The organism is Paenibacillus xylanilyticus (genome assembly GCF_047246825.1).
GTDB lineage: Bacteria > Bacillota > Bacilli > Paenibacillales > Paenibacillaceae > Paenibacillus > Paenibacillus xylanilyticus_B.
The window spans coordinates 272609-289387 of the sequence record NZ_JBFOLB010000001.1; the positions used below are offsets into that span (position 1 = coordinate 272609).

The window sequence follows — 16779 nt, forward strand, 5'->3', positions numbered from 1 at the left end:
AAGTGCAGAAAATCGCTTTGCATCGAGCCAAGAGTAACCACTTTTTTGATTATTCTGAAATTCCAATATTGGCCTTTGACTTTGAATGACCATATGGCAGAAAGCAGGGTTCCAGAACGATACTTTTGTTCTTCTAAATCAGATACTTCAAATTCAACTTTGTGTACGACTTTGGAAGAAAACAGATTGAGAAAAAGGATAATCATCCGATCCTCATTTACGAGTAGTATAGCCCGACTTGTACGAGCCGAGAAGCTTTGGGGAGTTGAGTAGCAGATATGCATGTTAGATTCCCTATGGGACTCAGTCAGCTTATCGATTGTTTTTTTGTTAATGAATATCATCGCCAGTTACCTTTCTATTTGAACGTTCTAGATGCAATAACTTCTTAAACCATATGTACAGAAAAGATAAGAACCCCATAACGAGTTCGATAATGGACTATTACTATAAGAATTCAAACTATTCAAAATTCCATTTTTATGGTACGAGCAAATCTATTATATATTACCACATGTAAACATTCTCAAGTAAGACCAGATACCCAGCAGCATTTTACCGATCCATCCGCCAAGTGCACTTTAGGGTCTGAATAATGCATTTCACCCAAATTCTGCTCCGAAACCTGTGATAAAATAGTATATTCGAGAGTGAAACTCAGAGTCGATGTCAATTGAAAGGCGGATGTTCCCACATGTTCAATGTAGCAATCTGTGATGACGAGGAGAAACAAAGAGAACAGGTAAAAACAATGCTGATCTCCTTGTCATTAAAAACAAATATTGATTTCCAAATTACCTTATTTTCTTCAGGCGAACAGCTGGTTTCTCATTATAATACCGTTGGGGATACGTTCCATGTTCTGATCATGGATGTGGAGATGAGTGGAATGAACGGGATCCAGACGGCCAAACAAATCAGAAATATGAAGCATTTGGATGTGCAGATCATGTTTCTAACCAGTTACCCGGAGTATATGGTGGAGAGCTTTGATGTGGTCACCTTTCAATATTTGATCAAACCGATCCAGCCCCATATTTTCGAGGAGAAGATGATTAAACTGTGCCAGTACTTTAAAGCGATGGACAAAAAGTATGTGCTGATCAAGTCAGACTATGAAGAAATTCTGTTGAAATACGATGATATTTTCTGGATTGAGGTCGTTAAGAGTTTAACGATCAAAAACAAACTGAATTTTGTTACAAAAGAAAACACACATGAGAGCAAAGGCATTTTATCCAGTTATGCTGCCGCCTTGAAAGACCATGGTTTTTTGCAAATCCATCGCTCGATTATCATCAACCTGCTGCATGTCCAAAAGTTTTCCGGCGCTCAGGTGGTCATGTTAAATGGTACCGAATTGCCTATTGGTCGTTCAAAAGTCAAGGAAGTCAAGGATGCTTACACCAAATTTATGATTATGAGGATTCAATGATATGGATACATATGTGATCTGGTCCGTCATCGTGGTTACCTTGCTTATGGCGTTCCAAGTGAATTTTTATTTTGATTCTGTATTAGGCAAGTCCAGGCAAAAAAGGCATAGAGCAATCTATTTTGTCCTGTTTATCGTATTGGGTTATTTCTACTTGGCATCTTCATTACCTCCAATCGTTTCTTCTGTCGTTGCTTTGTTATTCATCTTCAGTCTGGCGCAATCCTATGAAGTGGAGTTCAAAATCAAACTTGTCTTCACGGTCCTGTATGCGGTTCTGATCACAACGGTGAATTTCATTGCGGTATATATCATAGGGGTACTGGATTCTACAGACTATAGTTCATTGGATCATTTTAACGAGGAACATCAATGGGTGTTCTCCAAGGTGATGCTGCTCGGCTGCAGCATGATGTTCATTGTCATTCAGATTGTCCGCCTTATTGCCAAACGAAGGAGTTTCGCTGTACATTATCGCTATTATTTCTTGTTTCTGATCGTACCTACCATTACGATCTATCAGATCAATGTGGCTTCGATGTACAGTGAAAAAAACATATTTTATGTCGTATCCGTGCTAGGCTCCCTTTTTCTCAATGTGTTCATTGTTTATGTATTCGATAGTATGGTAGAAAAGGTTCAGCTCGCTCATGAAAATGCCCAGTTGCAGCGTCAGATGGATTATCAGGATGCCAACTATGAGAAGACGGTGCACAGTTTCAAAAATGTGAAAAGCATCATTCATGATATCAATCAGCAGTTTCTGTACATTGAAGAATGTATCAAGCAAAACAAGCTTGAAGCGGCGGGTGATCATATTAAACTCACGTTGAATAAGATTGAAGGAGCATACCAGCGAGTCAACTCCGGCAATCTCGTGATTGATGCCCTTGTAACAAATACCATCGCCCTGGGGCAGGCAAACGGAATCAAAATCGACACCCGAATTGGGCTTCACTCTCAACATATTCAAATTGATCGATATGATCTGTGCGTAGTGCTAGGCAACATGCTGGATAACGCCATCGAGGCTTCCAAGAAGGTCAAACATGCGGAGGACAGATATATCCTAGTTTCGATTCACTCCACAGCGTCTGCACTCGTTATCCAGATTATGAATCATGTGGAGCAAAAATTGACTCACCTGAAGAGTGAAAAGCCCAATCCGGAGTATCATGGAATAGGCCTAACCAATATAGCGAGAATGTGCGAGAAATATGGTGGACATATGAGTATCGAGAATCATCATCGAACCTTCAATAACATGGTCGTGCTCCCGTTTGATCCAAACAATTTCTGAACATACCGTTCGGGGATTGTTTTTTTCCATTCAGGGTCCGTTTTCGTTCGATATGCCTCTTCCCGGATATGATGAAAGCAATCATACAAACAGCATCATAAGGGAGGAAGTTATTCAATGAAGAAACTGATCAGCATGTTATGTGCGGCAGTGCTCGTGGTCATTCCGTTGACCGATGTCAGGGCAGAGGCAAACAGGATGGGAACGATCGAGAATCAGGCGGAGCGACTTGCGACACAGATGGTGAAAAATTATGGGGTTACAGGTCTGCAATATGCCATCATGGACGAAGGGAAGATCATTTTGTCGGATGGTGTAGGATTCCACGACAAGGCTTCCCAGAAACCAGTCGACAAGGATACCATGTTTGGAATAGGCTCAGTAAGCAAAATGGTTGTAACAGCAGCTACAATGATGCTGGTCGATTCCGGCAAAGTGGACCTGGATCAGCCCCTCACTTCGTATATTAAAGACTTTGAGATGGCGGATGACCGGTACACTCAAATTACCCCGCGCATGCTGATGAACCATTCTTCGGGTCTCTATGGCACACATTATGGAAATAGCATGTTGTTTGGCGATAATGACACTCGGAATCATGATGAATTATTGCTCAAACTGAAGTCTGAAAAGCTTAAGTCAAAACCCGGAGCTTATTCCGTCTATTGCAATGATGGTTTTCAATTACTTGAGATACTGGTTGAACGGGTGAGTGGATTGAGCTACAGCGAATATATCGCCAAGTTTATCAGCGATCCGTTACAGTTGGAAGCAACCAAGACACCACTGGATTCTTTTGATAGAAAACAATTGTCTGAAACATATTGGCCTACGATGGAAACGAAACTGCCTGTCGAAAATGCCAATATCCTCGGTACAGGTGGAATCTACTCGACTGCAGAGGAATTGAGCCGATTCGCTGAGGTGTTGATAGGGAACAGGCCCGACATTCTGTCCGAATCCTCGGCACTGTCCATGCAAAATCATGAATATCGTCAAGGAATATGGGTATCCGAGGAGAGAAATACCTTTAACTACGGTCTTGGATGGGATGCCGTTGCGCTGGCACCGTTCAGCGATTACGGCATTACTGCACTTACCAAGGGTGGAGACACCATGTTGTATCATGCATCGTTAATCACTATACCTGAACATGATATTTCGATGGCGGTTCTTTCTTCTGGCGGGTCCTCCATCTATAACCAGATGTTTGCCAGTAAAGTGCTGCTGGAGGTTCTTGAGGATCAAGGCATTATTGAAGAGATTCAACCTGATCAGACATTCTCAACACCCGTCAAAGTGAAGATGCCGACGGAGTTGACTGCCTATTCCGGTCTTTATGGTACGGTAGGTACAACGCTGGATATAGACATTAAAAATAGTGAGATCAAGCTGCCTGCTTTGCAGGGAGGACTAATCCCGGAGCAGACGTATGTGTACACAGGTGAAGGACAATTTACGAGTCCCGATGGAAGTGTGAAGGTCAGTTTTGAGAAAGAACGTAACGACAAGGTGTATGTTAAAGTTCTGGCAAACATCACGTTACCCGGTTTAGGCCAAACGGTGATGAACACCTATGATTTTCAAAAACTGGAGCATAACGTACTGGATACAGTAACGAAAGAGAAGTGGGCAGCTCGCAATGGCTCGAAATATTACGCATTGGATGAAAAGATAACATCGATCTTCTACCTGCTTCCTTCGATGCTGATCAAAAATCTATCCGTAGATGCGGAGAACGGTTACGCGAATGGTACCCGAGTTGTTGATCCAGACCACGCAGAGAATGTCGCCGAGATTCCTGTTATGAATGGAAGAGATGCATTCGATTTGCAGCTCTACTCGAAGAATGGCGCAGAGTTTTTGATTCAGGATGGTCAGGAATATATCGCAGAGGATGCCATTACACCGATCTTTGCCGGGAAAACAGGAGTCACCACCATCCCATCCAACGGGCAAGCCCGGTGGTATGCCATCGACTCCCGCTCGGCAAACAAATCGTTAACGGTGGATTCTCCGGGAAACGGAGGTTATGCCGTATATAATGAGAAAGGTGAAGTGGTTCACTTTTCCGTAGCGACCAATCAACAATCGACACAGCTCCCGAAAGGTGGTTTTATCGTTTTTGGTGGTGAAGCCGGGGATGTCTTCAAAATCCATCTAAAGTAAATGAATTGAACAATGAGTTCAAAGGAGCATATTGGATCACGAGCATAGGCTGCCCGCGATCCGGTATGTTCCTTTTTTCCGTGCCCAGATAGCCTGAACGGCTGCTCATGTATGCTGTGTTTTCAGTCCTGCTAAACGAAGAGTTTGCTCCAGCCGATCCAGATCCACGGAGAAGTCCTCTAATCCCGGAAAGCGGTCCTGTGTTGTTCCGGCATCCTGCCCATACATCATATAATAATCAAGTTTGTTATGGTTGCTGATCATCCAGTAAGTAGGCACTACATGCCGGGTATGAAAAATTTCGACGACAAGGGTTCCCTCCATGCAGAAAGCCAGATTGGCCAACCCGGCTCCATGTGGTGAAACGATTGCTTTTGAGGAAGCAAAGAGCTGAACTTGCTGGGCAACGGTCAAATCCTCCAGGCAAACAGGAGTGAATCCGTACGGCTCCAAATGCCGGATTACTGCGTCCTCGTTAGCGATCCGTCGGGCAGAGGCTTTGCTCCTAGAAATGAAAATGCGATCAGGAGAATGCAGCGTTGTATCGCATCCGGGTAGCATAAACGTCCGAAGGATAGCTGTGGCCCAAGGCGGATAATGGGAATTCATCATTAGGGAAGGCACAACCAACCGGCCGGCCTGAATTTCCAGATCATCACCAGTACAAATTACGGACGATTCGGATACGCCAAACATACATAACGTTTCTTTCACAAAAGATCCATGAGGATTCGGATTCATGACCAGAGATTGAAAAGGAATATTTAAAACTCGAAGCATACCCAGTCGCGGCAGCACATCATATAACCAATGAAAATAATTATGACTCCCACAAAAAGTTAAAACGGCCGCTGTCCCCTCGAGATGCTGATGCTCTTGAGCCTTCCTCCGATGCAAAGCGGGGTGTTCTTCCAGTGTCAGCATTCTGTTTTGTTGTCCATCGTACTCTGGGGAAAGATCGAAAATCAGTTTTCTGTCCGATGTCAGGATAGAACCTGTTGATCCCCAAATACGCCCATTCGGTATGTATGCAACGTATCCGCCTTCGGGATGAAGGGTGTAGGGCATCAAATAACGATGTATCTCCGTTTCAGGGGTTTTCGGAACCTCGAATCTGGCGACTCCGCCAAAATCAAAAGGAGAAACCATTTCATCGCCGCCGGGGGAAACGGAAGCTATCCATTCCCAAATGTCTCTGTAGAAACCGGACTTATTTGGATTGGTGCCTGGCGATTTAGCATTGCCGCACATTTCATTCATTTTTCACCCTCCAGCACCATGGTTACTATATGAAGCTAATTTATGCAGGTAGGCTTTAAAAGGCACGAAAATGAACGGACTTTATATGATGCCAAACTTTAATTTCTGATTTTTGCAGGACACCATCAAGACGTAGACGTGATGGATTTGCGGTAAGCACGTGGTGTACAGCCAACCACTTGTCTAAATTGTCTGGAGAAATGCTCGACATTCCGATAACCGCAAAGTTCACTGATGTCTGAAATTCTGGACTGGCCATGAATCAGTCTTTCTTTGGCGAGACGAATTCTGGATTGAATGACATCTTCCATGCAGGAGATGCCAAATGTAGTTTTATATAACGTTTGCAGATAGCCCGGACTAAGATGGACACAATCGGCCATGACAGTAACGCTCCATTCTTGTCCCGGGTTGTGGTTAATGGCTTTGCGCAAATTCAAAAGATCCTGATAATGAGGCTTGTTATCTGCGGACTGGGAGGCTTCGAGAAGCTTGTTAAACATAATTCGAAACAAATAATCAATGGAGAGCTCACGGTAATCACACTGAAGAAAATTTTCGGTAGCCATCAATTGGAACAACTGATGACAATAACTAGGATCCGGAAGAAGAATGGGAGTGCCGAGGGGAATAGCTGTCTCCAGTACATACGCTTCATCGGAAAGAAATCGCACCCAGTCATTTACGTATTGATCCGAGCACGCACGATACATGATTTTCTGATAAGGCGGGTATAGGACGGCACAATTGGCCGGATACGCTTTTATTTCGCCATTCACCCAGAATTCTGCCGGAGACTGTGTAAGAATAAGCAGCCAGAAGTCATGACCTTCCGGTATGTCATAAATGAAATCAGCAGGATGAGCGGCATCATAACCGACATAAAAAATCGTATTCATAGGGTTCTCCAATCTTGGGATAGATCAATTTTGCGTTAGCATATATCATTCTTTGAGATGCACTTCTACTTTATAATTTTAAGGGAAAAACGTTGGGAAATCACTGATTAATCGTTAAATTTCGAGTGGTCTATCGTCGGGTAAGTCTTTGAAATGATCAATAACGGAGACGTATTTTTGCCGGGTCCATGTTGACATCGATGGATTTGCGGTCATGGATTTAACCGAGGATCGTGATCTGTAACAAGAAATCGTTAATGTATCTCTTGAGATTGTGATGAAACATGAATAGAAAGGGGAGAACGGAAAGTATGTATGCAAACCCGATTATTTGGGCTGATTATCCGGATCTAGATGTGATTCGGGTCGAAGACACCTACTATATGGTCAGTACAACCATGCATATGATGCCGGGCTGCGTCATCCTGCGGTCCTATGATTTGATCCATTGGGAGACTGCCACTCATGTGTACGATAGACTTGATGATACACCAGCCCAGTGTTTGGAGGAAGGCAAGCAGATTTACGGCAAAGGCATGTGGGCTGCCTCGCTTCGGTATCACAAGAACAGGTTCTACGTTATTTTCGTTGCCAATGATACGCATAAGACATATTTGTACACTGCCGAGGAAATAACCGGTCCCTGGACCAAACAGTATGTGGAAGGGTTTTATCATGATTGTTCTCTGTTTTTTGACGAGGATGATCGAACCTACCTGATACATGGCAATACCGAAATATATCTGACGGAATTAAGTTCCGATCTGTCCGGACCTAAGCCTGGTGGAGTACAGCGAATGATCGTAAAAGATAAGCAGCCTCATTTCCTCGGCTATGAAGGTGCCCATTTCTACAAAATTAACGGCAAGTACTATGTGTTCCTAATCCATATATCCAAGGCTTCTGGCAGAAGAACACAGGCGTTTTATATGGCCGATTCGTTGGACGGTGAGTTTGTTGGCGGTGAAGCATTCAATGATGATATGGGATATTTTAATGCAGGGGTAGCCCAGGGGGGAATCGTGGATACACCGGATGGAGACTGGTATGCCATGCTGTTTCAGGATCATGGAGCCATCGGACGTATACCTGTGCTGGTCCCGCTCCACTTCGAGAACGATATACCGGTGTTTGCCGAGCAAGCCCCGAAACAAATCCTGATTCCGAGCACAAGACCCAATTATACATACAAACCTCTAATTGGGAGTGACACATTTCATTATGAACCTGATAAAACAGGGAAGGTACGACTGAACGATTTTTGGCAATGGAACCATACCCCACATGATGACCTCTGGTCCGTGACCGACAAACCGGGAGTTTATCGGATTCAATCGGGGCATATTCGTCCCAATCTGACCTTTGCCGTTAATACACTGACACAGCGTGCAATGGGCCCTGTCTGTGAAGCGATGGTCACATTGGATGGAAGTGGGCTAAAGGATGGCGATTATGCCGGTTTGGGTTTTCTGATTGGCACCTATGGGTTGATCGCACTCACGAGGAATGAAGGTCGTTTTTACTTGGTCATGCTGGCAAGAAACAGCGAGGATTCCTCCATCTTCGGTAATCTGATTGATGCGGAGCCAGCCACCGAATACGCAAGAATTCCCATAGCGGAATCCGTGGTTTCACTTAAGGCTATTGGAAATTTCGTGGACAACCAGGATGAGTGTTCCTTTTTTTATCTGGAAGCATCGCAATGGAAACCGCTTGGTATTACACACAAGATGGTCTATAAATTGGATCATTTTATGGGGTGCCGGATCGGATTGTTTTTATATTCGACAAGCGCGATCGGAGGAATCGCTGATTTTTCGAATTTTGAATATCAGGTGATGCTTGAGCATAACGGGAATTAACGGAATGAAGTCGCCGAGCCGGCGGCTTTTTTTCTACCTACAATTAATCTGATTCTGCTCAGCTGAAGCGAATTCATGTACAATAAGAACAGGTTCCAAGATCAGGGGACAAACCATCTATTTCGGCCGAATCGGGGTGCATACTTTGCGCATTACTGTGTTAACCAAAACAAAATTAGTTATGATCTTCCTGCTTAGCGCATGCATACCAACAGGACATACACGCGGATATTCGGAACTGGAAATGGTAAATATCGACGTTCAGGCTGCGGAAAATGAGCCGCATGTTAGCAAATACAGCTCACCGGTACAGGTATCTTTTGTCAGAGAAGTAGGGGACGATCTGGAACAAATGCTCAGCCAGCTGCCTGGAGAGAGCCTGCTCGACAATCGCTGGACCCGGTTATATGAGGAGAAGCTGGGGATTCAGCTTCAATATGACTGGATTGCGAGAGGGGACGTGTATGGACAGAAGTTGGGTGTCTCTCTTGCTGCCGGTCGTATTCCTGACATTGTCAGGGTAAATCCGTACCAGCTAAGACAGTTGAGTAATGCAGGTCTGATTCAGGATCTGTCAGAAGTGTACCAAACCTATGCCTCTCCGTTTACGAAGAGCATATTGGAGGCAGAAGGAAGCGGCCCGTTTGACGCGGCAACCATTGATGGCAAATTGATGGCCATTCCTGAAACGGCATCCTCCATAGAATCAGCCCAGTACTTGTGGATTAGAACCGACTGGCTTGAGCACCTGCAGCTTGATCGGCCTGAAACCATGGAAGACGTGCTTGAAATTTCTAAAGCGTTTACAGAGAGAGACCCGGACGGCAACGGTCAACGGGATACGTACGGACTTGCCCTAACGAATCATTTGTGGGACCCGGTCATGGGGGCTGTCGGCCTAATGGCCGGGTATGGTGCATATCCGAATATATGGATTAAGGATGAAGATGGCAGACTTGTATTTGGTGGCATACAGCCCGAAGTCCGAAAAGCACTGCAAGTGCTGCAAACCATGTACCTGGAAGGTCAGCTTGACCCCGATTTCAGCTACAAAAAAGGAACGAACGAAGCAAGACTGATCCAGAACGGAAACATTGGCATGCTGTATGGTGAACAATGGACTCCTTTTATGATCCAGTCAAGCCGGGAAAATGACCCAGAAGCGGAGTGGCAGGCTTTTCCCATCCTTGCAGAATCCGGAAAATTGGCGAAGGTGCAGCTTCGCACCAATACTTGGCAGTATTTCGCCGTTAGAAAAGACTACCCTCACCCTGAAGTCATCATGAAGCTTATGAATTTGCATTTGGAAACCAACTGGGGTGAGCACGCACAGTACGAAACATACTACAATGACGATTCCAAGGCCGTATGGATGCTCTCGCCGGTTACTCCTTTTCCGGGGACCAAAAACCTGGACGCTTATCGCCAAATTCAGGAAGCGAACCGCTCGGGCAATCCTTCCGTTCTCCAAGAGGAAGCATCGGCTATTCAAAAGAGAATTGAGGCGTATACCGAGGAGAACGTGGAGAGCGGTTGGGGATGGAATCAAACCTATGGACCGTCAGGTGCGCTCAGTATAGCTGATGGCTACGAAAGAAACGGACAACTACTGTACGATCAATTCACGGGTGGAATTACTGAAACAATGGTTGATCGGCAAATCATACTAAATGATCTTCAGCTTGAAGCCTATCTGAATATTATTCTGGGCAGACCCATAGAAGAGTTCGACCTGTTTGTGGATAATTGGCTAAAGCTGGGTGGAGATCAGATCACGGCGGAGGTTAATGCGTGGCTCAATACAAAAACGGCATTGGAACATTAAATCGTTTCTTAAGGGTTCATTCATGCAGGAAAGCAATCCACATGCTGGAGGGGATGAGTTGATTAAATTCCCGGCCCAATCATGGCGCAGCAGCATCTTCGCACGACTGGTCGTGACCTATCTGATCTTTGTTCTTCCACTGATTCTCTTGGGGATATATCTGTACAACTGGAGTTACGACAATGCCAGCCAGGAAATATCGTCTTCAACGGAAAGAAGGCTTGACCGTTATCTTGAAGAATTGAATCGGGAAATCGAATGGATGGAGCTGCAGCAGTTTGACATTGTGGAGGACAGGAAGCTAAACAGGCTTGCCGTACTATGGGAGATGATGGATCAGGTAGATCGCCGCGAGACATTGAACTACCTGTCCGATCGGCTTGCGACGTTTAAGAACAGCAGTGTTTACATCAAAAACGTTCATGTGCATATTCGCACGATTGGCAAAAGCATCTCCGCCACGCATGGAATTGACGATTACAACAAAGATTCCTATGAATACTTCAGCTCAGGCAAGGAGGGAAAGGGAACTCGTTTCATGGTGAAAGAGGGTGTAATGAACCTGAGTGCCGTACGGCTGACCGGCAAAAAGGGAGAGGCTCCGCTGTTTGTGGTTCAGGTCGAACTGGATACGGATCAATTTCAAAATGCGCTGACCCAGCTTAATCTGTACCCTGACAGCGGGTCCTTCCTGCTGGAGGAAAAAACGGGACAGATCATCACCGACCTTTCGAAGCGTGATTTTATCCTTTCTGATTATCGTGAACAGCTTGTCAATGGCGAACATGGTGCATTTCAGGTGAAGGTAGATGGCACAAGTTATTATGTCAGCCAGAGCCGTATGGAACCGCTGGGCTTGTCGATCGTAACGTACTTGCCGGAAAAAAGTGTGAAAAGACCACTTACCAAGTTCTATCATTGGGCCTGGTTGTTTGCAATTACATCATTTGTTGCCATTTCGGTCTTCTTATATTCGAGTTATAAGCTCATCCACATTCCTCTGTTTTTGCTCGTCAAGAGGTTCAAAAAAATGGAAACGGGTGTACTGGATATCCCTATCGTGCACAAGCGGAAGGATGAGTTCGGTTTCCTGTATACCCGGTTTAATCAGATGATTGAGAAGCTTCAGCTGTTTATTGACCGGGATTTCAAACAAACGATGATGATGCAGCGCGCTGAATTGAAGCAGCTTCAGTCCCAGATCAATCCCCATTTTTTATATAACAGCTTCTTTATTCTCAATTCACTTGCAAGAACAGGGGATACGGAGCGCATTGAACAATTCACCAACATGCTTGGCGAATATTTCAGGTTTATTTCCCGGAACGAAACCGATCAGATCAGGTTGGAAGAAGAGGCGGCCCATTCGCGTACATATACCGAAATTCAAAAGCTGCGCTTCTCCAGACGCATACAAGCAGACTTCGGAGATTTGCCAACATCGATGGAGCGCATTCGTGTTCCCCGATTAATCATACAGCCAATCATCGAGAATGCTTATGAACACAGTCTGGAAAAAATGACTGCTCAGGGCATGCTTCGAGTCCGGTTTGGCATGACGGAGCGGATCGCAGAGATTACGGTGGAGGACAATGGGCATGAATTGGAGGATGATCAAATTGCTGCGCTACAACGACGTTTGCATGAAAAAAGTGACACGGAGGAAATGACCGGATTAATGAATATTCATCGTCGGCTGATGCTGACCTATGGGGAAGATAGCGGCTTGTTTTTGACGAGAAGTGAACTGTCGGGATTAAAGGTCACAATCCGAATTCATATGGAAGGAAGGGAAGACGGATGTATCGACTTTTGATTGTGGATGATGAAGAAATCATTACGGATGCTCTTTATGAAACCTTTGCAAGACATATGCCTGACCGTCTGGATGTATGCAAGGCTTATTCGGCGAGTGAGGCATTGGCCTGGATGGAACGCTCAAGAATTGATATCGTTTTGACCGATATTCGCATGCCGGGTATGAACGGTCTTGAGCTCACAGAGCAGGTACAGGTCTATTGGTCGCACTGCCGTGTTATTTTTCTGACAGGTTACAGTGACTTTAACTATGCTTATAAGGCTTTTCAGATGCCCAATGTCCGTTATTTGCTCAAAACGGAAGGGTATGACAAGGTTATGGCTGTTGTGGAGGAAGTGATGGAAGAGATTCGGCAGAGTCACGACATGCATGAGTTGCTGGAGAAGTCATCCGAGATCACTTGCAAATTGGCGCTTCTCCAACAGGAAGAGTTTCTGCGGAATCTGCTTCAGAACGGCACTGCATATACGGGTTCCACTTTTGAAATTCAGAAAGAATTGGATCGCTGGGAGCTTGGTCTGCATGCTTCTTCTTCCGTATATGTTGTGCTGGGCCGGATCCATTCCAAGGATAAACATACCCATTTGGAACGCGCTCAGATTCAGTCATCGACGCAATTAATCGTTTCCTCGTTGTTGGAGGAGCACATTGTTCACGTTAGCGTGCCCGACCATTATGGGGATATGGTATGGCTCATGCAACCCCGGACGGAGGCAGAGCCAGGCAGTTCTTTTATCCGATATCTGGAGGGAACATTGGAATTGATCCAGGAAGCATGTATGACTTCACTTGGCATATCCGTGGCTTTTGCGTTTGGCGGGAAGAGCTGTCAGTGGTCAGAGATTCCCCGGCAATATGAGCGTTTGAGGCAGCTTCACTGGATGAAGATTGGAGATGGCATATCCATGGTGCTTAAAGATTATGATGATGTTCTTTCCAATCAGGGCCAGAGGGAGTTTACACGGGTCAGTAACCGAATTGAAGTGATGTCAGGGTATTTGGAAACAGGACGAATCCAGCAATTTTATGAAGTGTTTGAGGAATTGGTCAATGAACTGATTCAACAGGATGTGACCCTGGAAAGGGCCATGGAAACCTACTATAATCTGGCGCTGCATCTGTATTCAGTCATCAATCGATGGGGTTTGCATCAGGATATACCGGATCAACGCAGACTGCTGCATCTCAACGAGTATACGTGCATGAAAGATGCCGTGCAGTTTCTGTATCAGGCAGCTGACCAACTGGTGCGCTTCAAAAGTTCGAATGAACAGGAACGGGCAAATGCCGTAATTCATTCGCTCTGTACTTACATCACCGAGCATCTGGAAGAAGACCTTTCTCTTGTAAGGCTGGCCGAGCTTTATCATTTCAATCCATCGTACCTGTCACGTTTCTTCAAACAGGAGATGGGAATCAACCTTTCCGAATTTATTGACGAGCTGCGAATCCGCAGGGCAAAGGATCTGCTTCGGAATGCCGATCTCATGGTTCGTGAGGTTGCTCTCCAGGTCGGCTATGAGGCAGCTCATTCCTTCACCCGCTTTTTCAAAAAGGTTACAGGCATGACTCCCCAGGAATTCAGGGAATCTTTGATGGTCCGTTAATTGAAAAAGAATACGAAGCGAAGTAAGGTCACAGGCTTACATGCCCTGTGACCTTACTTCGCTATAGGCTTAATGCTGGCCCAAGGCTAATCTCTTGCTTAAGCGGTGAACGCTTTTTGTTTTCGATAGGCATTGGGACTTACGCCTGTGTATGCCCTGAATTTTTTATAAAACCAGTCTGTATCCGTATACCCTACCTCTGCTGCAATTTCATAAATCCGCAAGTCGGTGGACTTCAGCAGAAGTTTGGCTTTTTCCATTCGTTGCTGAAGCAAATAATCATTGAAGGACATGTTTTCTTCCAATTTGAATTTTTGCCCAAGGTATGCGCAGTTAAAATGAACCATATCGGCAATTTTCTTCAATGTGATATCCCCATTCAGATGATCGAGGACATAAGCTTTGATGATCTTAATCACCTGGGTGGAATGGACCTGCTGACCCTCGAGTTGAATGAGTGATCTGAATGAAGGCAGATTTCGTTTTGGTCTCTCAGGCTCAAGCCTGGACTGGAGTCGGTTGAGACTATGAAGGAGGGAAGAGCCATTAAACCTGCCGGGCAGATAATCGCTTACTTGATAGGCTAGTGCTTTGCGGACAAGCTGAAAATGATCATTGCCTCCCATGATCAGAATGGGAATCTGACTAATCTTTCGAATATGATGACATACCCACAAACCTGCAGCAGTACATCCTCCGGTGCTTATGAGCACTACAGTAAACTTCCTCTCAGACAATGCCGATAAAGCACACTGGGCAGAAACGACTCGTTCTCCAATGGTATATTCGGATTTGCTGCGGCGCAGCAGCTTATGCAATTCCCCGAACACACAGCGACTGAAATCCACAAGCAGGATGTTAAGCATGAAGCAATCTCTCCCTCTCAATTGATATAAACCGAATCAGGTCCCCTTTCATATCTGGATAACAGATGTCTTACGTTCATTATGGGAAGAAAAGAAAGCGCATACAATGTGCATTTATTTGTAGAGGGAGCATTTATTTACCACTTAACTACGTAAATGCTTCAATCTCCATTTAATTTGCCAAAACCTATAGTTTGACAGGGTAAACACCTGTAATTACACATGTTGTTTACGCTTTCATTAAAACGCTACACTTTGATGGCAAATGATAAAACCACATTCAGGGGGGACAACGAATGAGAAAAAGCATGTTCATGCTAACAAGTCTGATCCTTGCAGTCATGCTGTTGTTGAGCGCATGCAGCTCCGGCTCCAGCGCTCAAACAGAGCCAGAAACAAAGGCACCGCAGGAAGAGCAGGCAACCGTCGAAACAGAACCAAAGAATGAGAATTCCACTCCAGAGATGGACTTTGACATGGGGGGAAGAACCATCAAGGTGGTTGCCTGGTGGGATATGGAAATGACAGATAGCAACCCGGACAACATTCAGCGAATCGAGAACCTGGAGGCACTGAAAAAGAAGCATAACTTTGACATCGAATACATTTCGATTGATTTTGGCGAGTATCAGGAGAAGGTCGTGGCTTCCCTAATGGCAGGTGAACCGCTGGGCGACATTGTTCGGCTGGGCAAGGACTATGCCATCCCGGCACTGACCAAGCAGGACCTGTTATGGCCCATTGATGAATACACCAAGAATGATAAGGTATTTAATCAGAAAACGACGAACGAATACTTTCAGTATGAAGGCAGAGGTTATGGATTCACCGAAGATCAATCCTCATTTATCAGTGGGATCTTTTACAACCGGACACTCATGCAGGAGCTTGGCATGAAGCCATTACAGGAGTACGTGGACGAAGATCAATGGAACTGGGATACGTTCATTGAAGTAGCCAAACAAGCAAACAAGGACCGCAACAACGATGGAAAGCTCGACACATGGGGCTTGGCCCAAACGGGACTGCTTGAGCCTGTCCTGTACTCCAACGAAGCGTCTCTGACCAAGGATGACAAACAAAATCTGGAGGACCCAAAAACAAAAGAAGCGCTGAGCTTTGTATCCAAATTGGCGACTGAGAAGATAGGAAGACCTACGGAGGGCGGGGACTGGACGGAACCGGCGACCTTTTTCCGTCAGGGGAATACGCTCATGTACTCGGGAGCCATGTATGAAATTGAAGGCATTCGAACAGATATGAAGGACTACGACATTGGGTTTGTTCCTTTTCCTAAAGGGCCAAGTGCTACAGCGTACCATTCCGGGGAATCGCGTTACCAGGCATTGACTATTCCTAAGGCAGTAGAGCATCCTGAACAGCTGATGTATATCTGGGAGAAAATCAATGAAATTGAATCCATCTACGATTACCCTAGCCAGTCCACCCTGGAGACTCATCTGACGGATGAGGCCGATATTGAAAATGCCAAAACCGTTGCCGAGGGTATGCTTGTGCTGGACCACAATACGTTCCCATCTCTGCCATTCTGGGATTTCAATGGTGAGTTGGTCGACGGAGTATCTGTATCTACCGTTATCGAAAAATACAAGGCACCTTTCCAGGCGGCCATCGATGAAGTATACAAATAACGCACTTAGCCGCTCTCTCGGGACAAAAGGGGTTACATGCCCCTGTTCCGAGAGGCATTTCAATCCATACCAACTTACTCCACGG

The 16779-nt window shown here is 45.3% G+C and carries 11 protein-coding genes; 8 read left to right on the plus strand and 3 right to left on the minus strand.

Features of this window, described 5'->3' with window-relative positions; genetic code table 11:
* Positions 1-694 precede the first annotated feature (694 nt).
* The 3 genes from AB3N00_RS01230 to AB3N00_RS01240 all read left to right on the plus strand — a co-directional run bounded on the left by AB3N00_RS01230 (position 695) and on the right by AB3N00_RS01240 (position 4904).
* A complete protein-coding gene (locus AB3N00_RS01230; RefSeq protein ID WP_413032923.1) occupies positions 695-1435 on the plus strand; it encodes a LytR/AlgR family response regulator transcription factor in 741 nt (246 codons plus the stop codon).
* Position 1436: 1 nt separating this feature from the next.
* Entirely contained in the window at positions 1437-2735 is a 1299-nt protein-coding gene (locus AB3N00_RS01235; RefSeq protein ID WP_413032924.1) for a GHKL domain-containing protein, read from the plus strand.
* Positions 2736-2852: 117 nt separating this feature from the next.
* Complete coding sequence (locus AB3N00_RS01240; protein ID WP_413032925.1) at positions 2853-4904, plus strand: serine hydrolase domain-containing protein; 2052 nt, start codon at positions 2853-2855, stop codon at positions 4902-4904.
* A 105-nt stretch (positions 4905-5009) separates the two neighbouring features.
* Here AB3N00_RS01240 and AB3N00_RS01245 read toward each other — a convergent pair whose 3' ends face one another.
* Both AB3N00_RS01245 and AB3N00_RS01250 read right to left on the minus strand, forming a co-directional pair.
* On the minus strand, positions 5010-6164 hold the full coding sequence (locus AB3N00_RS01245) for a glycosyltransferase family 61 protein (RefSeq protein ID WP_413032926.1): 1155 nt from the start codon (positions 6162-6164) through the stop codon (positions 5010-5012).
* A 125-nt stretch (positions 6165-6289) separates the two neighbouring features.
* Positions 6290-7063, minus strand: coding sequence for a helix-turn-helix transcriptional regulator (locus AB3N00_RS01250; protein ID WP_413032927.1), 774 nt, complete (start codon positions 7061-7063; stop codon positions 6290-6292).
* 311 nt (positions 7064-7374) lie between these two features.
* Here AB3N00_RS01250 and AB3N00_RS01255 point away from each other — a divergent pair, with 311 nt between their 5' ends.
* The 4 genes from AB3N00_RS01255 (at position 7375) to AB3N00_RS01270 (ending at position 14176) form a co-directional block, all read left to right on the plus strand.
* Entirely contained in the window at positions 7375-8925 is a 1551-nt protein-coding gene (locus AB3N00_RS01255) for a family 43 glycosylhydrolase (RefSeq protein WP_413032928.1), read from the plus strand.
* A gap of 181 nt (positions 8926-9106) precedes the next feature.
* The gene (locus AB3N00_RS01260) at positions 9107-10750 is read left to right on the plus strand and encodes an extracellular solute-binding protein (protein WP_413035157.1); all 1644 of its coding nucleotides are present in this window, start codon (positions 9107-9109) and stop codon (positions 10748-10750) included.
* A 58-nt stretch (positions 10751-10808) separates the two neighbouring features.
* Positions 10809-12566, plus strand: a complete 1758-nt coding sequence (locus tag AB3N00_RS01265) for a sensor histidine kinase (protein WP_413032929.1) — start codon at positions 10809-10811, stop codon at positions 12564-12566.
* A complete protein-coding gene (locus AB3N00_RS01270; RefSeq protein WP_413032930.1) occupies positions 12551-14176 on the plus strand; it encodes a response regulator transcription factor in 1626 nt (541 codons plus the stop codon). The genes AB3N00_RS01265 and AB3N00_RS01270 overlap by 16 nt, the downstream gene beginning before the upstream one ends.
* Before the next feature lie 98 nt (positions 14177-14274).
* Here AB3N00_RS01270 and AB3N00_RS01275 read toward each other — a convergent pair whose 3' ends face one another.
* The gene (locus tag AB3N00_RS01275) at positions 14275-15042 is read right to left on the minus strand and encodes a helix-turn-helix domain-containing protein (RefSeq protein WP_413032931.1); all 768 of its coding nucleotides are present in this window, start codon (positions 15040-15042) and stop codon (positions 14275-14277) included.
* Positions 15043-15338: 296 nt separating this feature from the next.
* Between AB3N00_RS01275 and AB3N00_RS01280 the strand changes: the two genes are divergently transcribed.
* A complete protein-coding gene (locus AB3N00_RS01280; RefSeq protein WP_413032932.1) occupies positions 15339-16694 on the plus strand; it encodes an extracellular solute-binding protein in 1356 nt (451 codons plus the stop codon).
* Positions 16695-16779 lie beyond the last annotated feature (85 nt).

What these genes read in the sequence shown, in the direction of transcription:
- AB3N00_RS01230 (WP_413032923.1), top strand. Translation starts at nt 695, where the DNA reads ATGTTCAATGTAGCAATCTGTGATGACGAGGAGAAACAAAGAGAACAG.
- AB3N00_RS01235 (WP_413032924.1), top strand. Translation starts at nt 1,437, where the DNA reads ATGGATACATATGTGATCTGGTCCGTCATCGTGGTTACCTTGCTTATG.
- AB3N00_RS01240 (WP_413032925.1), top strand. Translation starts at nt 2,853, where the DNA reads ATGAAGAAACTGATCAGCATGTTATGTGCGGCAGTGCTCGTGGTCATT.
- AB3N00_RS01245 (WP_413032926.1), bottom strand. Translation starts at nt 6,164, where the DNA reads ATGAATGAAATGTGCGGCAATGCTAAATCGCCAGGCACCAATCCAAAT.
- AB3N00_RS01250 (WP_413032927.1), bottom strand. Translation starts at nt 7,063, where the DNA reads ATGAATACGATTTTTTATGTCGGTTATGATGCCGCTCATCCTGCTGAT.
- AB3N00_RS01255 (WP_413032928.1), top strand. Translation starts at nt 7,375, where the DNA reads ATGTATGCAAACCCGATTATTTGGGCTGATTATCCGGATCTAGATGTG.
- AB3N00_RS01260 (WP_413035157.1), top strand. Translation starts at nt 9,107, where the DNA reads ATGATCTTCCTGCTTAGCGCATGCATACCAACAGGACATACACGCGGA.
- AB3N00_RS01270 (WP_413032930.1), top strand. Translation starts at nt 12,551, where the DNA reads ATGTATCGACTTTTGATTGTGGATGATGAAGAAATCATTACGGATGCT.
- AB3N00_RS01275 (WP_413032931.1), bottom strand. Translation starts at nt 15,042, where the DNA reads ATGCTTAACATCCTGCTTGTGGATTTCAGTCGCTGTGTGTTCGGGGAA.
- AB3N00_RS01280 (WP_413032932.1), top strand. Translation starts at nt 15,339, where the DNA reads ATGAGAAAAAGCATGTTCATGCTAACAAGTCTGATCCTTGCAGTCATG.